The sequence below is a fragment of the Agromyces sp. NPDC058126 genome, assembly GCF_042884595.1.
Taxonomy (GTDB): domain Bacteria; phylum Actinomycetota; class Actinomycetes; order Actinomycetales; family Microbacteriaceae; genus Agromyces.
The window spans coordinates 360,651-379,525 of sequence record NZ_JBHVTS010000001.1 but is presented as its reverse complement, the minus strand read 5'-3'; the positions used below and the strand labels follow the sequence as shown (position 1 = coordinate 379,525).

Genomic DNA, 18,875 nt, shown 5'->3' with positions numbered 1-18,875 from the left:
GTCGGGCTCGGCGCGGAACTGCCCCAACACTCGACCCGTCGGGGTCGGCTCCGCTAGCCCGAGAACGGGGGGGGTCGTGCGGGTCGCGGGTTACGCTGCGCCGGCGGCCCGAACGTCCGCAAGGTGCGGCGCGACAAGCTCGAGCATGCGCTCGTGCGTCGGTGCATCGGCCGAGACGAGCAGGCCGCGGCCACCGCGCAACGGCTCGCCGTCGAGATCGGTCACCACGCAGCCGGATGCCTCGGCGAGCGCGATCCCGGCGGCGAAGTGCAGGTTGTCGTGCAGTCGTCCGTCGGAGAGGTAGGCCGCCCGCCGACCGGCCGCGACCCAGGCCACGCCCATCGTCGATGAGATGACCCGTGGGCCGTAATCCGCCCGCAGCCGTCGGTCGGCGACGAGCTGACCGCCGACGAACGGTCGATCGAGCGGGCCGTCGCAGTTGATCTCGACGAGGCGCGAGCGGGCGGTCGGCGCGAGGGGCTCGTCGGCACCACCCGCACGGCGGAACGCACGGCGGCCATCGGTCCAGAACAGCTCGGCGGCGATCGGGTCGGCGACGGCCGAGGCGAGGTCGGTGTCGCCCTCGCGCAGCGCGACGTTCACGGCGGCGAGCGGCGTCGTGGCGGCGTAGTTCAGGGTGCCGCAGAGCGGGTCGACGAACCAGCGGCGCGCGGTGAGCTCGCCGCCCGAGGCGCCCGACTCCTCGCCGATGCGTGCGTCGGCCGGCCGATGCTCGTCGAGCACCCGGAGGATCGCCTGCTCGGCATCGAGGTCGACCTGCGTGGCGAAATCGGTGGCCGACTTCGCGATCCGCGCGTGCGCGGCACCGTAGCCGCGCGCCACGACCTCGGCCCCGGCCTGAGCGGCGGCGATCGCCACGTCTACATCGCTGAGCGTCACGCGCCGACGATAGCAGTGCGTGCGCGCGCCGGGCGTGCCACGGCGCGACGGCCGCACCACGCCACGTGTCGCGGGCGGGTCATCCAGCCCGGGTCATTGTGCGCGGCCGCCGACGGGAGGATCCTGAGAGCATGACCGATCGCGAGGATTTCTTGATTTGGTTGCAGCGCGACTTCGTGCGGGCGGAGCGCGCGATGTTCGACGGGGACGCCGGTCCCCGCCGGGCGATCTGGGCCGAGGAGGAACCGGTGACGGTGCTCGGTGCCTGGCGCAACGTCTCGAACCACGCCGAGCTCATCGAGGCGTTCGACGAGCTCTCGACGAGCTTCTCGAACTGCGCCGACTACGAGTTCGACCTGATCTCGTTCGAGGTGCTCGGCAAGATGGCCTACACCGTCGGCTACGAACGCGTCGCGGCGTCGATCGACGGCGAGCCGCGCAGCTTCACGCTGCGGGCCACGCAGGTCTATCGACGCGACGGCGACGGCTGGCGGGTCGTGCACCGGCACGCCGACAAGGTCGGGTAGCCGGGGAGCTCTCGTGACCACCCAGGTCGAGGCCGACTACCTCGTGGTCGGCGCCGGCGCCATGGGGATGGCCTTCGTCGACGCCCTCGTCGACCACGCACCCGACGTGCGGGTGGCGCTCGTCGACCGGCGCCACGGCGTCGGCGGGCACTGGCTCGAGGCGTATCCGTTCGTGCGGCTGCATCAGGCCTCGGCGCTGTACGGCGTCGCGTCGACCCTGCTCGGCGGCGGCCGGGTGCAGCATCGCGGGCCGGAGGCGGGGCTCCAGGAGCGGGCGACGAAGGCCGAGATCTGCGCGTACTACGAGCGGATCCTCGCCGAGCGCCTGCTCGAGTCGGGGCGGGTCGAGTTCTTCGCCGGCTGCGAGCACCTCGGCGATCACACCTTCGTCTCGCGGGTGTCGGGCGAGCGGTTCACGGTGCCCGAGCGCTGCCGCGTCGTCGACGCGCACTACCTCGCCCCTCGCGTGCCGGCCGAGTTGCCGCCGCCGTTCGAGGTCGTCGACGGCGCCCGGGTGGTGCCGGTCAACGAGCTCGCGCACGTCGACGAGCCGCCGAGCCGGTACGTGATCGTGGGCTCGGGCAAGACCGCGACCGACGCGTGCATCTGGCTGCTGGCGCGCGGCGTCGCCCCCGACGCGATCACGTGGGTGCGCCCCCGCGACCCGTGGATGCTGAACCGTGCCGTCGTGCAGCCCGTGCCCGAGGTGTTCCTCGGCTTCGTCGCCGACATGATGGAGGCCGCCGAGGCGGCGAGCTCGCTCGAGGACCTGTTCCTGCGGATGGAGGACGCGGGCATCATGCTGCGGGTCGACCGTTCGGTGACGCCCACGATGGCGAAGGCTCCCACGCTCGCGCTGTGGGAGCTCGAGCTGCTGCGCACGATCGAGCACGTCGTGCGCCTCGGGCACATCCGCCGCGTGGAACGCGGAAGCATCCACTTCGACGACGGCTCGATCACCATCCCGGCCGATGCGCTCATCGTGCACTGCGCCGGCGAAGGCCTCATCTACCGCCCTCTCGTGCCGGTCTGGTCGCCCGGCGCGATGACGCTCCAGCCGATCCGGGCGGGCTTCCCCTGCTTCGGGGCGGCGATCGCCGGCTACGTCGAGGCCACGCGTTCCGATGACGACGAGAAGAACCGGCTCTGCCCGCCGTCGCCCTACCCCGACTCGATAGCGTCGTGGGCGCGGATGACGGCCGTGGGCACCCGCAACGCGGGGTCGTTCGGTTCGGAGCGCGACATCTCCTCGTGGGCGTCGACGGTCGCGATCAATCCGGCGCGCATCTCGCGGGATGCCCCGCGCTCGGCTCAGCTCGACGACATCCTCGATCGCGTGAAGGCCCACTCGGGGCCGGGGGCGACCCGCCTCGCGGAGTTGAGCGGCGGCTGGGCCGGGGCAGGATCGGGCTGAGCCCTCTGCGAACGACTCAGGGCCAGCACCCTTGCCGCCTGGTGGCCACGAGTCGATACTCGAAGGATGCGTCGTCTCGGGGCCCTACCGCCCGAACGTCGCCGGGGGGCGGGGTTCGTGCTCGCCGTGGCCGCTGCGGTCACGGTGCTGTCGGGGTGCGCGCTGATTCCCGCGGCGATCGACGCCGATGCGCACGCGTTCGCCCGCGGCGAGGTCGCCGACGTGGCCCGCGGCCTGTACGGCGAGGGCACGTCCACCACGATCGAGCACTACGCCCGAACGGCCGACGAGGCGCTCGGCCAGTACAGCTGGCCGGTCCTCATCGGGTACGAGGCCTACGCCGATGCCGGCGAGGACGAGCCGATCGGCCGGTTGCAGTTCCGCGTGGTGGTGCCGAGCGAGGGGTACGGCACCGACGATCACATCGCGTGCTTCTGGTCGGAGTTCGACATGTACGGCGTGGTGCCCGACCCCACGGCGAGCGACACCGCCGTCGCCCACGACCTCGACTGCCCGGCCGACGCGCAGCAGATCGAACCGCCCGTCGACACCGACCCCGTGTATGTGGTGCCTGACGGCACCGAGGCCGTCGCGGTCGAGGTGCTCACCGCGGCACCACCCGATGCGACGGCCGAGGCCATCGTCGCCGAGGTGATCGAACGGATGCCACCGCCCACGGGCGAGTACGACGTGCCGTTCGAACCGGCCGCGGTCGTCGTCGACGGCGAGATCGGCTTCGCGATGGGCCAGGGCCACGACTGCCTCCTCGTGAAGCGCACCGCCGCGGGCGTCGAGGTCGTGCACGCCCCGGCGATCCTGCTCGAGCCGGGCGAACTCGGCTGCAGCCCGGGCACGGCGCTGCTGCCGCCCGACCAGCTGCAGTCGCCGCACTAGGCCGGTCGAGTAGCGAAGCGTATCGAGACCAGCACGGCAGAGCCGGTCGAGTAGCGAAGCGTATCGAGACCCCTCACGAGGTCTCGATACGCTCCTTCGTCGCTACTCGACCGGCCGGTACGGTTACGCCGCCAGCGGCACTACACCCGCCGCCGCCACGACGAACTCTCCATCGCGGGCGTCGACGTGCACCGCTCCCCCGTCGCCGAGGGCGCCGGAGACGAACAGGTCGCTGATGCGGTCGTCGACCTCGCGCTGGATGACCCGGCGCAGGGGCCGCGCACCGTACTCGGGCTCGTAGCCCCGTTCGGCGAGCAGCGCGACCGCGGCATCCGTGACCTCGAAGCCGACCTCGCGCGACGCGAGGCGACGCGCGGTCGCACCCAGCATCAGGCGAACGATCGACGCGAGCTGCGGCTGGTCGAGCTTCTGGAACAGCACGATCTCGTCGATGCGGTTCAGGAACTCGGGGCGCATGGCCTCGCGCACCTTGCCCATGACGCGCTGGCGCACGTCGTCGGCCGAGCTGAAGCCCGAGGCATCCGCGCCGGCGACGAAGCCGAGCGCACCCGACCGCGACGCGAGGAACTCGCTGCCGAGGTTCGAGGTCATCACGACGACCGTGTTGCGGAAGTCGACCGTGCGACCCTGGCCGTCGGTGAGGCGTCCGTCGTCGAGCACCTGCAGCAGCAGGTTGAACACGTCGGGGTGCGCCTTCTCGATCTCGTCGAACAGCACGATCGAGTACGGGTTGCGCCGCACGCGTTCGGTGAGCTGGCCAGCCTCGTCGTAGCCGACGTATCCGGGAGGGGCGCCGACGAGTCGCGAGACGGTGTGGCGCTCCCCGAACTCGCTCATGTCGAAGCGGATCACGGCGGTCTCGTCGTCGAACAGGCGGTCGGCGAGGGCCTTCGCGAGCTCGGTCTTGCCGACACCCGTCGGCCCGAGGAACAGGAAGGAGCCGACCGGCCGACGCGAGTCGCCCATGCCGGTGCGGTTGCGGCGCACGGCCTTGGCGACGGCGGTGACCGCGTCGTCCTGCCCGATGACGCGCTGGTGCAGCTCGCCCTCGAGGTCGGCGAGGCGTTCGCGCTCGGTCTCGGTGAGGCGGTTCACCGGGATGCCGGTGGCCCGCGAGATCACCGCGGCGATCTCGGCCTCGTCGATGACGGTGGCATCGGATGCCGCGGCGCGACCCCGCTCGGTGACCTCGTCGAGCTTCGCCTGCACCTTCGAGATCTCGTCGCGCAGGCGCGACGCCTCCTCGTAGTGCTCGGTGCGCACGGCGGCGTTCTTCTCCGCCTCGAGCTCGCCGAGTCGCGACTGCATCGCGGAGACATCCACCTTCACACCGAGGCGCAGCCGCAGGCGCGCGCCGGCCTGGTCGATGAGGTCGATCGCCTTGTCGGGCAGCACGCGGTCGCTGAGGTAGCGGTCGCTGAGCTCGACGGCCGCGCGGATCGCAGCATCCGTGTACTCGACGCCGTGGTGCGCCTCGTACGCGGGCTTGAGCCCCTGGAGGATGAGCACGGCGTCTTCGATCGACGGCTCGCCGACCCGCACCGGCTGGAAGCGGCGCTCGAGCGCCGGGTCCTTCTCGATCTTGCGGTACTCGTTGAGCGTGGTCGCGCCCACGAGGTGCAGCTCGCCCCGCGCGAGGCGCGGCTTCAGGATGTTGCCGGCGTCCATGCCGCCCTCGCCCGCGCCACCGGCGCCGACAACGGTGTGCACCTCGTCGATGAAGACGATGAGCTCGCCCTTGTTGGCGGCGATCTCCTCCATCGTCTTCGTGAGGCGCTCTTCGAAGTCGCCGCGGTAGCGGGTGCCGGCGAGCATGCCCGGCAGGTCGAGCGCGATGACGCGCTTGCCAAGCAGGGCCTCGGGCACGTTCTCCTCGACGATCGCGCGGGCGAGGCCCTCGACGATCGCCGTCTTGCCGACGCCCGCCTCGCCGACGAGCACGGGGTTGTTCTTCGTGCGGCGCGACAGGATCTCGATGGTCTGCTCGATCTCGTCGGCACGGCCGATCACCGGGTCGAGCTCCCCGTTCGCGGCCCGCTCGGTGAGGTCCATGCCGAACTTGTCGAGCATCGGGGTTTCAGAGTCGGTCGGTTGAGTAGCGCCCGACGAAGGAGGCCGCGTATCGAAACCACCCTCGCCATCGGTCTGCGCCTCGAAGTCCTCCCGCATCCCCTGCGTCAACGCCTCAGCAGTAACCCCGGCCCGAGCCAGCACCTGCCCCGCAGGCGCATCCTGCCCGAGCACCAGCGCGAAGAACAGGTGCTCAGGATCGATGTACGTCGACCCGCTCGACCGCGCCACTTGGTAGCTGTGGAACAGCGCGCGGCTGGCCGACGGCGTGATCGTCGCCGCATTGATGTCGGCGATCTCGGATGCCGCGGGCAGACGCGCTTCGGTCGCCGTGATGATGCGCTCGGGGCTCGCCCCGACACGGCGGATCGCCTGCTGCACGCTCTCGTCTTCGACGATCACGCGCAGGATGTGCAGGGCGTCGAGCTCGGTCTGCCCGCGCTCGAGCGCAAAGCGCCCGGCCTGCTGAAGAATGCTCTGGGTGCGCGCGGTAAGGAACCGGCTGAGGTCGATCGACCGCGCCTGTCGCGCCTGCTCACCCGCGAGGTATCGGGCAAGGAACTCGTCGAACGAGCTTGCGCCGGCCTCGTTGAAGTCGTTGGGCACCTGGCCTCCAAGTTGAAGTTGAGTGTGGTTCGCTCAAGTTCAACGCGATGGGGGCGCGGGTATTCCCAGGAACGCTCGAGGTCAGATCTACGCAAGCGCTCCAACCTGGTCGGCCTTCCAGGTTCGATAAGTTGGCTCGGCGTGCGTCGTCCCGTCCGCCTGCTTTTTCAGCTCAACTGCAATCAGCCCGTCACCCTCGAATGCAGGGCTCAGCTCGAGCTGCAGGTATTCGAACAGAGCGCGTTCATGCACGGCAATCACAATCTGACGGCCAAGCTGTTTCGACAGCACTCTCAAAAGAGCTGCGAGCTGGGAGATGTGCACGTCGTCCATCGACTGAACCGGGTCATCGAGCACCAACACACGCATGTCATCGGAAGCGTGAAGATGAAGCGCAAGGAACAAAGTCAATGCGGCCGTGTTTAGGTTGCCCGCGCTAAGCATCGCCCCTGGCCGCCCACCGACTGCGCCGTCCCGGTGACGAGTCACGAGATTCGGTGTGCGCGCGCCAGCCGAAACTTCAAAAGCCGGCACGAAATCTTCATTCGGGGCGAGTCTCACGAAGAGGTCCCGCCAGAGCGAATTGAGCGAGTCATTGAAAACCGATTCAACAATCCTGGCCTGCGTTTGCCCGGCTGTCTTCAGCAAACCACGCGCAACCTCATTGCGTCGCTCCACTTCTCCGAGGCTCGCAGCGTTCGAGTCAAGGATCTTCTTCGCAGCCGCGAAAGCGTCCCGCTGTTCCTCGACCCGCCCGCTAAGCGCTGCAGCCGCCGACTGCTTCTCTCGAAGTAGGCGCCGAGTAGCCACCTGATTCTCCAAGACGCGTTGGCTTCCTTCGATCGCGCGGTCGACATCCAGCAGCGCCTGGGCTGTGGAATCGCTGTCCACCAAGCCCTCGAGATTGAACTCCTGCTTTACTGCTTCAACGAATCGCCTGGCGTCATGGGCCATTTGATCGTCTGATCTAATGGCAGCAAGGACGTCCTGCAACTTAGCGAAGGTGGCGATCTTGTCAGTCCCCAGGTCGGCCTCGTCCTGAAGCCTGTGCAGCTCTGAAATCGATGACGAGATGCTTGCCAAATCGGAAATCGATATCGAGCGCTCTGCTGCCGATAGGCGCACGGCCGCGGCCGCCGCGAGCTCTCGATTGGTCTCCGCGTGCTGAATTGAAAGTTCTCGGTCCGCTGCTGCGAGTTCAGACATTGTTTGCGCCTCAGCGGCGAGCTCTGATGCGCGTCTGAGGACGACTGCCTCAAGCGGTTCAGGTGAGATTTCGCTGAAGTCGCGGCCGCACACAGGGCAGTCGTCTTCAGCGATGTGAGGTACGAGCTCCGCGAGCAAGCGTGCTACCTCGCTCGCATTCTTGGTAATAGCGGTCTGCTGGTGGCTGATTCGCTCGCGCCGAGCACCCAAGTGCTCGAGCACGCTTCGAAGGTCTGCTTCACGCTTGATGGCGACATCATCCGCACTGATCCGACTCTGCAATCTGTCGGCCTCGGATTGAAGCGAAGCGAGCGCAGAACGGACCGCCTCACTCGGCCCCACCACTCTCGCGAACGGTATCGACGAAAAGCGAGTTCTCGCGATTTCAAGCGCGCCCTCAACCGCGCGACCTGGGCCGCTCCACCACCTCTCCACATCAACCGACATTGCTGCGACTGCGGATTCAGCCTCAGCAAGACGCATGCCGTCTTTGGTGCCTGCAGCTGCAGCCAACCTCGATCGAACACCAGCCAGCTCCCTGCGGAGAGCCAGCAGCCGCCCGATCTCTGACTCCTCATCGACAGTAGGCGTCGCCTGAGTCGAAATCGAAGAAGCCAGATCGACGACTTCGGCCACAGCTCGCGCCTTTGCAGAAGCGAGCTCCGAGAGGGAGCCCTCTTCCTCCTTCAGGGACCGCTTGCTCATCCGAACATCGCGCTCCAGTTCAGCGAATTCGGGGACTAGTGTTCGCAGCCGACGAATGTCCCCAGACGAGTGGAGACCCGCGATCAAGGAATCCAAAGCGTCCAAATGGAGGACATCCTTTACGAAGCGCGCGAGGGCCGAGTCTTTGTCGCTCGTTGAGTTCTCATAGATCTCTAGCAAGCGGCCGAGCGTCGATTGGGCCAAGTAACACCGCTCGCTGAAATGCGAAGCGCTCGGCTCGTTGAGTGGGGCAAACCCACGCCACTGATCTGATTCAAACTTTCTAGTCGACTCGATCAACACCCCGTCGGAATCCTCGAGGGAGATGGACACTGAAGCATCGGCCGCGCCATGCCGCACAAGATGAGACTCGTACTCCGCATCGACCCTCTTCATCGATTCAACCGAGCCTGTGAGAGCGAACTCAATGGCTGTCAGCACGCTGGTCTTTCCCACGCCATTCATACCGTGCAGGAGCACAACAGGGGCATCAAGCGGGATTCGAACCTCCCCCGCGATGCTTCGAAAGTTAGAGACTGTGATGGACTGCAGCCGTCGTCGATTCAATCGCGCACCTCCTGGTGAATCCCATCCTCAACCCACGCCTTGAGCGTGGCTGTGACCTCATCCATCCCGAACTCCGCTGCTGCGAGCACCTCCGTGATCCACGGGTCGGGCTCGCCCGTTCTAATGAACTCGAGCTCGACCTGCTTGATGGGGTTTTGGGCCGTCGACTCCGGGAACGGCAACGCGAGAGGCAGGAGGGCGGATAGCGAATCATGAAGAACACTCGTCATTCCCTTGCCAGATTGTGGGGAGACGCAAAGAACTCGACACGTCCGGGTTAGGAATCGCATTGTGCGATCGGTCGGCCTCGGCCCTAGAAGAACGAGCGTGAGCGGACGTGTGGAACCCACTACGTCAAGCGCACGACTGAGACCATCGACCTGCCTGCGCAGTACGACTTCGTCCGGCTGATCGATGCGGTCTTCGACGACCACAAGTTCCGAGGAGGTTCCGGTACCCATCAGCACACACGGAAACTCGAACGAGATTGTCCCAACTTGCAGGCCTGAGGAAACTAACTCGTAGCCTCCTGTTTGGAGTAGTTCGACGGCGGATTGAACAGGCTCCGGGTAAATCACAATCCCACCGCCCCCCGCACCGCTTGTCTTATCTCCGCAAAGTCGTCCGCATCCAGCAACAGATCTGGCATGTGAACACGTCGTACGCCGAACCTGCCGGTGCGCCCGATGCTGGACGAGGGCGACCGCTGCGCTCCGATCAGTTGTTCATCGCTTGAAATCACAACACACTCACCGTCTTCGGCATCGATGAATCCGGACATCTCAAGTCGGACAGCTGATGTCTCGTTCGCGACAAACCACACCTTCGCCGAGCGGCCTCCGGACAAGATCTTGAGCATAGGCTCCTTTGACTGATCATCGTGGGGGTTCGTCTCGATTGACCAATTCCCATCGACGGCTTCCGCTGCTACCGCAGCGAGCGCCAGAGACGCTGCCGGTAGCCCAGTGGACATCAAAAGGGGGTCTTTCTCCAGTTGCCCGATTGGTTTGTCCGTGAGGGGGAGATAACGCCCGAAAGGCGTGGGCAGGACTCCCGAGCTGAAGAGCATCCTTGCACGACCGAGATCAGTGAGCACGGCCCGGGCCTCGCCGACCGTTCCCATTCGTCGGGAAAAGTACAGCTTCAGGCCCATGACTGCTGAATCGACCGCGCCTTCCACCTGCGGTGCCGCGACAACCGCAAGCTGGCCCAGTTTCTCGGCCAGTGTCGTTGCCAACAAAGCCCCTAGGAGAGGTTTCGCATAGGCGCGGACGAGTGATCCCGTCTCGATTTCTGGCCCGTTCGCCGAGTAGTCGGCGGCATAGACGACCCGAAGGATGTTCTGTTGATCCACGCCAATCGCGTCTTCCGCGAATAGCACGGCGGGAGCATCACCAGGCCACGGCCACGCCAGATCCGCGCTTGATTCCGCGAAGAGATCTTGAATGTTGGTGTCTTGTCCAGACAACCCGATCATCAGGGTCCGCTTGGTGGACGCCATTTGCACCATGTGCTTGCGAACGATCACATGCTCATGGTCATGCGGCCAGGCGGTGATCTGCGACCGCCGGCCAACGAGGTACGAGCGGTAGCGTTGCTCATCGGTGAACGCACAAATCGCGCAACCGTGGAACTTCAAGATGGCCGGCTGGCCGTTATGTGCCCGAAAATCGTCCGAGTCCACAAGCACGCTTAGGCCACCGGTCGAACCGCCGAGCAGCTCCGAATGCGCGCGCTCAATGAGACCGTCCCAGTTCGCGGATATGAGGCCAGCGATTGTCCCCTCGATCACGAGGGCCGCCACGGCGAAATGCTCGAGATCTGGGCCAACTGCCGGGTCGGAGTATGTAGCGGATACATCAACCGCAGTCCAAACGAGGAAGTCCTCGGGTTCACCGGGGATCCGGTAATCCAGCAGCGTCGAGTACTGTCGCCCGAGCCGCCGTAGAAGAGTGTCCACCCCTTCCCAATCGTCGACGCGGCGCTCGAGGTCGACAACGATGCCGTCGGAATCGTGCACATCCGCGAGCGCCAACGCATGATCGATGACTTTCCGGAATTCACAATCGGGGTTCTCGAGATCCACCCTGCTACGCAGAAACTCGAGCACCTTTACTAGAAGTTCGCGTACGTCCGGCATACGACCGCGCGAAATACCTGCACCGAGCCAGAGCGCGTACTCTCCTCGAGCGAAGGCGCGTTCAAAACCATTCAATCTGGGAAGCAATGATCCGGCAGCCTGGATGGCACTGATTTCACCGGCGCCCCGTTCGGGGGTTGCTGTCATATGGACCCAATCACACTCATGCTGTCGGCCTCTCCCGCCGACAGCGACCTTGGCATCGACGGTGTCGCTCACATCTTGGGCCCGCGTAATAGCAATATGCTCGCCTCCACACTTGCAGCCCCCGCGCGTTCGCCCCCGCGCAACAACCACCCCAGTTCGGGTGACATTCTCCTCCGGCGTTTAGCAAGACACCGACAGCAACGGGCCGGCGCAACCCTGCGAGTGCGGCTGGCAGGCGCACCCGAGCAGGGCGCGGTCGAGCTAGCCTCCCAAGCGTTTCGGACATCCAACGATTCTGGGATGCAGGCACCAAGAACTGACGAGCGAAACGCCTTGGTCGCAGCCTTTGACACTGGAATCATTTGGTGATGCATTCAAAGTTTCGGCCCATTGGTGCATTTATCGCCACGCGGCCCCAGAGCCAGACGTTCGTAAATCGACATTTCGCTGAGGAACCGACGGAGAGCTTCATCTGGTTCAGGCTGCGGCAGATGTGTGACGTGCCATCCATCGGTATGTCGCTATTCACCGGGACCTTGGCTGAGCGTCGTGCTCTCTACCGGGACTTTCGCGCATTCATGCGGCAGGCGCAGACGTACTGGCACGCGGCGACAAGCACTTCTGGATCGGCGGCGGCGTTGCCCTACTACTATGCCCAGCTCCAGCTCGCGAAGGCAGAACTGCTCCAGACCAACGGCCCTGAAATCCAAAAGGGCTCGATTATGCATGGCCTGCGGAAGCTCCGCTCGGGCACAGCGTCGATCAAGAGCGACTACCTAGAGGTAACAAAGGGCGTGTTCCCGCTACTGTTCCGCAAGCGAACGGGGCGTGACATCCCTCCGGGCACCAAGATCAATGCGTTCAACCTGTTATCGCTCATTCCCGAGATCAGTCTCGAGATGCAGGATGTCGGCCCAAGCCGCCCTTCGGCGCAGCCCGGCTACTACGCGATCGCTATGGATGATGAGCGGGCTTGGTCGGTCGTTCTTTCGAACTCTTCACTTACTTCCGACGTTCGAGAGCGCATGTACCGTCGGTTCATCTCAGGCTACGAAGAAGTGCCGCAGCCCGAATTCGTGAACTGGCGAGGTGTTTTCGCCGTTAGTTCGCGAATGTTCGGAGGGTCAGTCCGGCTCTTCCAATCACGAAAGACTGTATCGACTCGTCAACCGGATGGGACGCTGAAGCCGGCGATGTATGAGGCGATCCCGCAACTGAGCGATCTCATGGGGGACTACCTGCGACCACCAACGAAGGGAAGGACCGACTTCGTTCTCACCCCAACAGTCAAGAAGTCCGACACACTCACGGTTCCCCTCGACTTGGTCCGCTATGCAGCCATGTTCTATCTCTCATCGCTGGTCCGCTACAGCCCGTCCGCACTCGACCCCGTGACAGAGGGGGCCCAAGCGTATCTCATGGACTCGTTCGCCAACGAAGTCCCTCTGGGATTGCTCCTCGGCGCGCTAGATGGGATCACCGGCAAGTTCTCATACTTCGATCCGGGCGATATGCGCCTGTAGAGCGACTCGAATCCGCGCCCGAGGGGGAAATTCGCTCCGACGCGGGCGGTCCTCTTCGAAGTCGTTGACTCCCCCCGCCCACCGGCGTAGACCTGAGTCAGCCCGAGAAGGAGGTGCCGTCATGGCGAAGGATCTCTTGGTCACCCTCGAGGATCAGCCCGGCGAGGGGGCTCGACTCGGCGAGGCGCTCGGCAACGCGGGCGTCAACATCGAGGGCCTCTGCGCGATCATGGAGGGCGGTCGGGGCGCCGTCCACATCCTCATCGACGACGTCGCGGGTGCCAGGGCCGCGCTCGAGGGCGCCGGCATCACGATCGATGCCGAGACCGACGTCATCGTCAGTCCGGCGTTGCCCGATCCCGACCTGGACACACCAGGCGTGTTCGGTGGCATGGCTCGTGCCCTCGCGGAGGCGGGCATCAACATCTCGCTCGTCTACGTGGCATCCCGAAACCGGGTCGTGCTCGCAACGAGCGACAACCAGAAGGCCACGCAGCTGCTGCAATCGATGATGTAGGGAGCGGTCGGGACCTCAGCCGACCGGATCGTGCTTGCGTGACGCCGTCCGCAGTGCTTCAACGTAGCCCGCGATGATCTCCGGCCGCTCAACGCCGAAGAATCGGGCCGGCACTCTCATCGGTTGGAACGACACGCGGACCGGTCCAGTTGCGCATTCAATCAACAGGTCGACCGACTGGGCCGAACCGAACGGATATTCGATCGTGCCGAGCGCGACGTCCTCGATGGCCGTGCTGGGAATGGCCACGTCAGTAACGAACGCCCAACCCGAGAAGACGCGAACGCCAGTGCTGTCGACGACGAGGAGACCGTGGCCGGGATAGCGAATGTACGGTGCGCGGCGCCCGACCGCCTTGCCTGCGGCATCGAGTTGATGGGGCAGGTAAGCCGTCACCACGAACGGCATCACGACCGCAGCAGGGGCGACCTGCTCTGCCGTACGAATCCGTGCTGCTTGCTGCGACTCGAACCACATGAGTACCAGCGCGACGACCAGGGCGAGGATACCGGGCACGCCCAGAGCGACACCGCTCTCCCCCGCAGAGAATCCGGCGCCAGCCGCAGCGACACCGACCACGCCGACGCTCACCCAGGTAGCCCACCACAGACCGCCGTGCAGACTCCGCGCATACGCGCCGATGTCTCTGACAGCAGCGTTGAGCTTCGGGTCGGGTGCCACGCGATCACACTAGCGCCGGACCAATGCCCTGAGAATGCTCCGTGGGTGGGCGTTCCGTCCGACCACGAGGAGGTTGGCCTAACGATTCCGCCGCGGGCGATCCTCCATTCGACGACCGGCCCGAGCCGGTGCCATTAGCGTTGCGGAAGAGCCACGTGATCGCCGTCCCTCGAACTGATCCCCCAGGCTGCAATGGTGGTCCTCAGAGAGGAGATCTGATCGTGACTCTGCATACAGCTCTGAAAGCTGAGCTCCGAGATCAGCTCGGGCCCGCAGCTCGGCGCCACGGTTACCGAGGCTCGGCGCCGACCTGGCGCAAGACGAACGCGCAAGGTGACTGGGTCGTCGTGAACGTTCAGTCCTCGTCGTGGAACACCTCCGAGCGCATCAGGTGCACAATCAACATCGCGGCCGTGCCCGAGCCGTGGTTGCGATGGATGCGACACCAACTCGACGCGAGGCCCGTGAAATCTGTCTCGGAGTCCCACGGGCTCTATCGCGATCGGCTCCATCCGACGGGGGCCCCCGATGGAGCGGACCTCTGGTGGGAGGCTGTCGACGCGTCGAGCATAGAGGCGATGGTCGCAGACATGACCGCGCGGCTCGAGGACGTGGGGTGGAATCTGCTGGACTTGTTGCTGACGCGCGAGGGCATCCGTAGGCGACTCGAAGATGGAAATCACGGCCTCTTCAAGCGGGCGTCGGTTCCAGCGCTGTTCAAGCGCGCAGAAGCGCTCTTGCTGATGGACGATGGCCCGAGCAACGAGCTCGATGCCTGTCTGGCATACGCGCTCGAAGGCGCAATGCCGGGGCAACGCGAGAACTCGGAAGCGTTCGACTCGTGGGTGCGCACGCAGGCGGAGGCTGCTCTGGCCCGGTGAACAGATGTAGGGTCGGGTCGGCACCAGGGAGGTGCGCCCGCCCTCACCCCCGCAACCAGCGCTGCCGCAACCACGCCCCGATGACGAACCGCGCATCGTCGGCATCGATGTCGATGCCGATCGACGCCGCCGCCCGCTTGAGGCGGTAGTGCACGGTCGCCCGGTGCACACCGAGCTGCTCGGCCACCTCGGTGATGCGTTCGCCGTGGGCGACGTACACCTCGAAGAGCTCGAGGGTCTCGGGCGGCGCCGCGGCGAGGCGGCGCAACGGCTCGGGCAGCAGGTGCGGCGGCGGCTCCTCCGCGAGCAGGGTTGCGACGGAGGCGGCGATCGGGTCGGCCATCCACGACGCCGACCGCCTCCCCCGCGACCGCGCCACCCGCACCGCCACGAGCGCCTGCTCGTACGACTCCCAGGCGTCGGCGAGGCCGTCGACCGGCGCACCGATGCCGACGACCGCGTCGAGCGGTTCGTGCACGTCCGCGGCATCCGCCTCTCGAACGATCGCCGCGACCATGCTGTCGATCGCCTCGGGGGTCGGCTCGTTGCGGAATCCGATGAGGATGAACGTGTCGGGCGTGCTCGGCACGAAGCTGTAGGCGTCGATCATCGGCGTCGTGATCGCGCGCAGCAGCACACGCGAGATCACCTCGCGCGGCGGCGGTCCGCCCCACGGCGCCCACTCGGCGCCGAGCGAGAGGCAGAGCGCCACGAACCGGCGCGAGCGCGTGTACATGCCGAGGTCGACGAGCTCGCTCGCCGAGTTGCGACGGCTCGGCGCGTCGGGCGTGAGCAGCCCGAGCATCTCCGATTCGACCTCGGCGTTCACCGCCTCGATCGACTGCGAGACGTTGACGAGCAGCGAACGCAGAGTCTCGACGGTCTCGGTGATGACGGATGCCTCGCTCGGCGTGAGCGGGCGCACGAGCGTGATCCAGAGGAACCCGAGCACGCCGTACCGCGACCGCAGGGTGATCGCGAGGCGCGCGTGCTCGAGGCCGAACGCGGGGTCGGCCTCGAGCACACGAGGCACGAGTTGCGCGTGCAGGCGGCGGGCCCGCAGCTCGGCGGCGAGCGCGTCGCTCGGGCGCCGGGCGGTCAGGGTCTGCAGCCGGGCCGGGTCGAGGTCGTCGTAGTGCGCACTGCTCGCGAGCAGCACGAACTCGGCGTCTTCGAGCACCACCGAACGGTTCAGCGCCATCGCGAGCCGATCGACGGTCTCCTGCACGGTGTCGAACATCGGGCCTCCGCTACCTGGCCGGCGGGATGCCTCCGATCCTATGCCGCGCGCATCGCCGGCCGCCGTCACACGACGAGCGCTCCACCCTTCACCACGGCCGCGACCTCGGTGAAGCGCTGCACGTCGTCGAGGTGCGCACCGTGCACGGCGACGAGGTCGGCGTAGCGGCCGGGCGCGAGGGCACCGACATCCATCGACCGCCCGAGGCAGTCGGCCGCCACGGATGTCGCGGACTGCAGCGCCTGCATCGGCGTCATGCCGAGCTCGACGAACTCGGGCAGCTGCCCGGCGTTGAGCCCGTGCGGGAACACGATCGCGTCGGTGCCGTACGCGATGCGCACGCCCGCCTCGATCGCAAGCCGCACCGAGGCACGCGCCGACTCGCCCACGAGCGCGGTCTTCTCGCGCACGCCCGCCGGGTACCCGTCGAGGTCGCCGTGCGCGTCGTCCCACTGCAGCAGGTAGGTGGTCGGCACGTAGTAGGTGCCGTGCTCGAGCATGGCCGACATCGCGGCCTCGCCGAGCATGGTGCCGTGCTCGATGGTACGAACACCCGAACGGATGGCCCGGAGTGCGCCCTCCTCGCCGTGCGCGTGCGCGGCGACGTGGAGGCCGTAGAGCGCCGCCTCGTCGACGCACGCCTTGAGCTCGGCCTCGGTGTACTCGGGAGCGCCGGGCACGGTGCCCGCGGCGTAGACGGCGCCGGTCGCGATGACCTTGATCACGTCGGCCCCTCGGTGCGCGATGCGGCGCACGGCCGAGCGCACCTCGTCGACCGAGTCGGCCACGCCGAACCGGAACGAGCGCGGCAGCTCGATGTCGACCGCGAGGTCGGTGATCTCGCCGCCGCCCGACGAGCACGTCACGTAGGCGCCGGCGCACACCATGCGCGGGCCCTCGCAGATGCCGGCGTCGATCGCATCGCGCAGGTCGCAGTCGACGAAGGCGCGGAAGCTGCCGACGTCGCGCACCGTCGTGAACCCGGCGCGCAGCGTGGCGCGCGCGTTGCGCACGCCGAGCAGGGCGTCGCGGGCGGGCGAGCCGGTGAGGTACGGGCTGTAGCTGCCCCGCTCGAGCTCGCCGACGAGGTGGGTGTGCAGGTCGATGAGGCCGGGCGCGACGAGGTGGTCGCGCAGGTCGAGCACGTCGTCGCCGCTGCCGTGGCGCGAGGTCGACCAGGGCTCGACGGCGGCGATGCGCTCACCGTCGAGCACGATCGCATGGTCGGCGAGCACCTCGCCGGTGAGCACGTCGGCGACGGCGCCGGCACGGATGACACGGGGCTGGTTCGTCGTGGTGGTCATCACAGCGCCTCCACACCCTGGCTCGTGCCATCCGTCGCGATCAGCCGCTTGCCGAACGCGAACCGCACGAAGATCATGGCGACGGCGACGACCGCGCCGACCACGGCGAACGAGGCGAAGTAGGCCGTCTCGTTCTCGCCGGGCGAGAAGCCCTCGCCGGCGACGCCCGCCGCGGCGATGCCGATCGCGGCGCCCAGGTAGTGCAGCGAGAGCATGCGCGTCTCGAAGCCGGCAGGCGCGACCGCGCTCGCGAGCGACAGGCCCGACGGCGACACCACCACGTCGGAGGCGCCGAACACGAACACGATGACGACGAGCACGATGATCGGCGTGAGCTCGCCCGTGCCCGAGGCGGCGGCGAGCCATCCCATCGCGATCGCGCAGCCCCCGAAGGCGACGGCGAACTTGACCGCGAGCGACGGTTGACGATCGCCGAGCGCGCCCCAGAGCGTCGCGAGGATCGGCGCGACGATGATCGTGCAGAGCGGCGCGATGCCGAGCACGGTCGACGGCGGCAGCTCGATGCCGAAGACGACGCGGTCGGTGCTCGCCTCGGAGTGGATCGCGACCGTCGTGAAGAGCTGCTGGTAGAGCATCGCGAACACCGCGGTCGCGCCGAAGAACGGCAGGTAGTGCAGCACCCGCCGCTTGTGCTCGCGATCGAGGTCGCGCCGGGTGAAGATCCGCACGAACATGCCCACGGCGAGCACGAGCGCGCCGAGTCCGACGATCGTCGACGGGTTCGACCCCGCCGCGACCGTGCCGATGATCGCCGCGACCCCGAGGGCGACGGCGAGGATCGGCCAGGCGAGCGCCCAGCCCTTCACGCCGTGGCCGTGCACGACGGGCGCGGTCGCCTCGGTCGAGCGGCGGAAGGGCAGGTACACGAGCAGGCCGATGAGGATCGCCACCGCCGAGGCGAGGAACCCGAGGCGGAATCCGACCTCCGCCTGCAGCACGCCGGTGAGGGTGATGCCGACGAGGGCACCGCCCGCACTGCCGAGGTAATAGACGGTGAAGCCCGACTCGCGCTTCGACTCGTGCGCGTTCAGCGTGCCGCCGAGCACGGCGCCCTCGCTGACCCACATCGAAGCCGCGCCGAACGCGATGGCGATGAGCCCGGTCGCGAGACCGACCTCGCCCGGCACGGCGGCGAGCACGAGGTATCCGGCGAGCGCGAGCACCGCACCCCAGCGCAGGCCGCGGCCGGCGCCGAGCACGTTGTCGGCCAGCCAGCCCATGAAGATCGTCGCGAGGAACGTCGCGGCGCTGTACGTCGACACGATCGCGATCGCCACGTCGGTCGAGAGTGCGAGGCCGCCCTCGGAGACGGCGAAGTACACGTAGTAGACGAGGATCGTCTGCATGCCGTAGAAGGCCAGCGCGTCGAACGCGGCGAAGCCGGCGACCGGATACATGGTGCGCGGCAGTCCGAAGAACGTTCGTTGCGTCGGTGGGGCTGTCGGCGGGCTGCTGACGGTCATTGCGCCTCCATTGGAGCATCGGGCCGCGGGGGCGGCATCAGGGGTTGC

15 protein-coding genes are annotated in these 18,875 nt (G+C 66.9%); 6 read left to right on the top strand and 9 right to left on the bottom strand.

Annotated features, from left to right (window positions below; all coding sequences use genetic code 11):
• Positions 1-90 precede the first annotated feature (90 nt).
• Complete coding sequence (locus tag ACFVTR_RS01735) at positions 91-900, bottom strand: inositol monophosphatase family protein (protein WP_387034305.1); 810 nt, start codon at positions 898-900, stop codon at positions 91-93.
• 131 nt (positions 901-1,031) lie between these two features.
• On the opposite strand from ACFVTR_RS01735, the gene ACFVTR_RS01730 reads away from it, so the two are divergent.
• From ACFVTR_RS01730 to ACFVTR_RS01720, 3 genes are all read left to right on the top strand, one after another.
• Positions 1,032-1,427 (top strand): YybH family protein, encoded by a 396-nt coding sequence (locus ACFVTR_RS01730; protein ID WP_376941382.1) that lies wholly within the window; start codon positions 1,032-1,034, stop codon positions 1,425-1,427.
• 13 nt (positions 1,428-1,440) lie between these two features.
• The gene (locus ACFVTR_RS01725; protein ID WP_387034304.1) at positions 1,441-2,841 is read left to right on the top strand and encodes an NAD(P)-binding protein; all 1,401 of its coding nucleotides are present in this window, start codon (positions 1,441-1,443) and stop codon (positions 2,839-2,841) included.
• Between the two features lie 66 nt (positions 2,842-2,907).
• The gene (locus tag ACFVTR_RS01720; RefSeq protein ID WP_387034303.1) at positions 2,908-3,735 is read left to right on the top strand and encodes a hypothetical protein; all 828 of its coding nucleotides are present in this window, start codon (positions 2,908-2,910) and stop codon (positions 3,733-3,735) included.
• Between the two features lie 123 nt (positions 3,736-3,858).
• Here the strand turns inward: ACFVTR_RS01720 and ACFVTR_RS01715 are convergent, their stop codons facing one another.
• From ACFVTR_RS01715 to ACFVTR_RS01700, 4 genes are all read right to left on the bottom strand, one after another.
• Positions 3,859-6,432 (bottom strand): ATP-dependent Clp protease ATP-binding subunit, encoded by a 2,574-nt coding sequence (locus ACFVTR_RS01715; protein ID WP_387034302.1) that lies wholly within the window; start codon positions 6,430-6,432, stop codon positions 3,859-3,861.
• 87 nt (positions 6,433-6,519) lie between these two features.
• Positions 6,520-8,910 (bottom strand): AAA family ATPase, encoded by a 2,391-nt coding sequence (locus tag ACFVTR_RS01710; RefSeq protein WP_387034301.1) that lies wholly within the window; start codon positions 8,908-8,910, stop codon positions 6,520-6,522.
• The gene (locus tag ACFVTR_RS01705; RefSeq protein ID WP_387034300.1) at positions 8,907-9,371 is read right to left on the bottom strand and encodes a hypothetical protein; all 465 of its coding nucleotides are present in this window, start codon (positions 9,369-9,371) and stop codon (positions 8,907-8,909) included. The genes ACFVTR_RS01710 and ACFVTR_RS01705 overlap by 4 nt, the downstream gene beginning before the upstream one ends.
• A 113-nt stretch (positions 9,372-9,484) precedes the next feature.
• Positions 9,485-11,269, bottom strand: a complete 1,785-nt coding sequence (locus tag ACFVTR_RS01700; protein ID WP_387034299.1) for an SIR2 family protein — start codon at positions 11,267-11,269, stop codon at positions 9,485-9,487.
• A gap of 296 nt (positions 11,270-11,565) precedes the next feature.
• Here ACFVTR_RS01700 and ACFVTR_RS01695 point away from each other — a divergent pair, with 296 nt between their 5' ends.
• Together ACFVTR_RS01695 and ACFVTR_RS01690 are read left to right on the top strand one after the other, a co-directional pair.
• Entirely contained in the window at positions 11,566-12,720 is a 1,155-nt protein-coding gene (locus ACFVTR_RS01695; protein WP_387034298.1) for a YaaC family protein, read from the top strand.
• Positions 12,721-12,841: 121 nt separating this feature from the next.
• A complete protein-coding gene (locus ACFVTR_RS01690) occupies positions 12,842-13,237 on the top strand; it encodes a hypothetical protein (RefSeq protein WP_387034297.1) in 396 nt (131 codons plus the stop codon).
• A gap of 15 nt (positions 13,238-13,252) precedes the next feature.
• On the opposite strand, the gene ACFVTR_RS01685 is transcribed toward ACFVTR_RS01690, so the two are convergent.
• Positions 13,253-13,918: a hypothetical protein gene (locus ACFVTR_RS01685; RefSeq protein WP_387034296.1), complete on the bottom strand. Its 666-nt coding sequence runs from the start codon at positions 13,916-13,918 to the stop codon at positions 13,253-13,255.
• 41 nt (positions 13,919-13,959) lie between these two features.
• On the opposite strand from ACFVTR_RS01685, the gene ACFVTR_RS01680 reads away from it, so the two are divergent.
• The gene (locus ACFVTR_RS01680) at positions 13,960-14,799 is read left to right on the top strand and encodes a DUF4304 domain-containing protein (protein ID WP_387034295.1); all 840 of its coding nucleotides are present in this window, start codon (positions 13,960-13,962) and stop codon (positions 14,797-14,799) included.
• Between the two features lie 43 nt (positions 14,800-14,842).
• On the opposite strand, the gene ACFVTR_RS01675 is transcribed toward ACFVTR_RS01680, so the two are convergent.
• The 3 genes from ACFVTR_RS01675 to ACFVTR_RS01665 all read right to left on the bottom strand — a co-directional run bounded on the left by ACFVTR_RS01675 (position 14,843) and on the right by ACFVTR_RS01665 (position 18,827).
• The gene (locus ACFVTR_RS01675; protein ID WP_387034294.1) at positions 14,843-16,039 is read right to left on the bottom strand and encodes a PucR family transcriptional regulator; all 1,197 of its coding nucleotides are present in this window, start codon (positions 16,037-16,039) and stop codon (positions 14,843-14,845) included.
• 65 nt (positions 16,040-16,104) lie between these two features.
• Positions 16,105-17,343, bottom strand: a complete 1,239-nt coding sequence (locus ACFVTR_RS01670; RefSeq protein ID WP_387034293.1) for an amidohydrolase family protein — start codon at positions 17,341-17,343, stop codon at positions 16,105-16,107.
• Entirely contained in the window at positions 17,343-18,827 is a 1,485-nt protein-coding gene (locus ACFVTR_RS01665; protein ID WP_387034292.1) for a peptide MFS transporter, read from the bottom strand. The genes ACFVTR_RS01670 and ACFVTR_RS01665 overlap by 1 nt, the downstream gene beginning before the upstream one ends.
• Positions 18,828-18,875 lie beyond the last annotated feature (48 nt).

Bases quoted from the DNA above. Each gene is read 5' to 3' on its own strand.
- ACFVTR_RS01665 (WP_387034292.1), bottom strand. From the start codon at position 18,827: ATGACCGTCAGCAGCCCGCCGACAGCCCCACCGACGCAACGAACGTTC.
- ACFVTR_RS01690 (WP_387034297.1), top strand. From the start codon at position 12,842: ATGGCGAAGGATCTCTTGGTCACCCTCGAGGATCAGCCCGGCGAGGGG.
- ACFVTR_RS01675 (WP_387034294.1), bottom strand. From the start codon at position 16,039: ATGTTCGACACCGTGCAGGAGACCGTCGATCGGCTCGCGATGGCGCTG.
- ACFVTR_RS01670 (WP_387034293.1), bottom strand. From the start codon at position 17,343: ATGACCACCACGACGAACCAGCCCCGTGTCATCCGTGCCGGCGCCGTC.
- ACFVTR_RS01705 (WP_387034300.1), bottom strand. From the start codon at position 9,371: ATGGGTACCGGAACCTCCTCGGAACTTGTGGTCGTCGAAGACCGCATC.
- ACFVTR_RS01720 (WP_387034303.1), top strand. From the start codon at position 2,908: ATGCGTCGTCTCGGGGCCCTACCGCCCGAACGTCGCCGGGGGGCGGGG.
- ACFVTR_RS01695 (WP_387034298.1), top strand. From the start codon at position 11,566: ATGCATTCAAAGTTTCGGCCCATTGGTGCATTTATCGCCACGCGGCCC.
- ACFVTR_RS01730 (WP_376941382.1), top strand. From the start codon at position 1,032: ATGACCGATCGCGAGGATTTCTTGATTTGGTTGCAGCGCGACTTCGTG.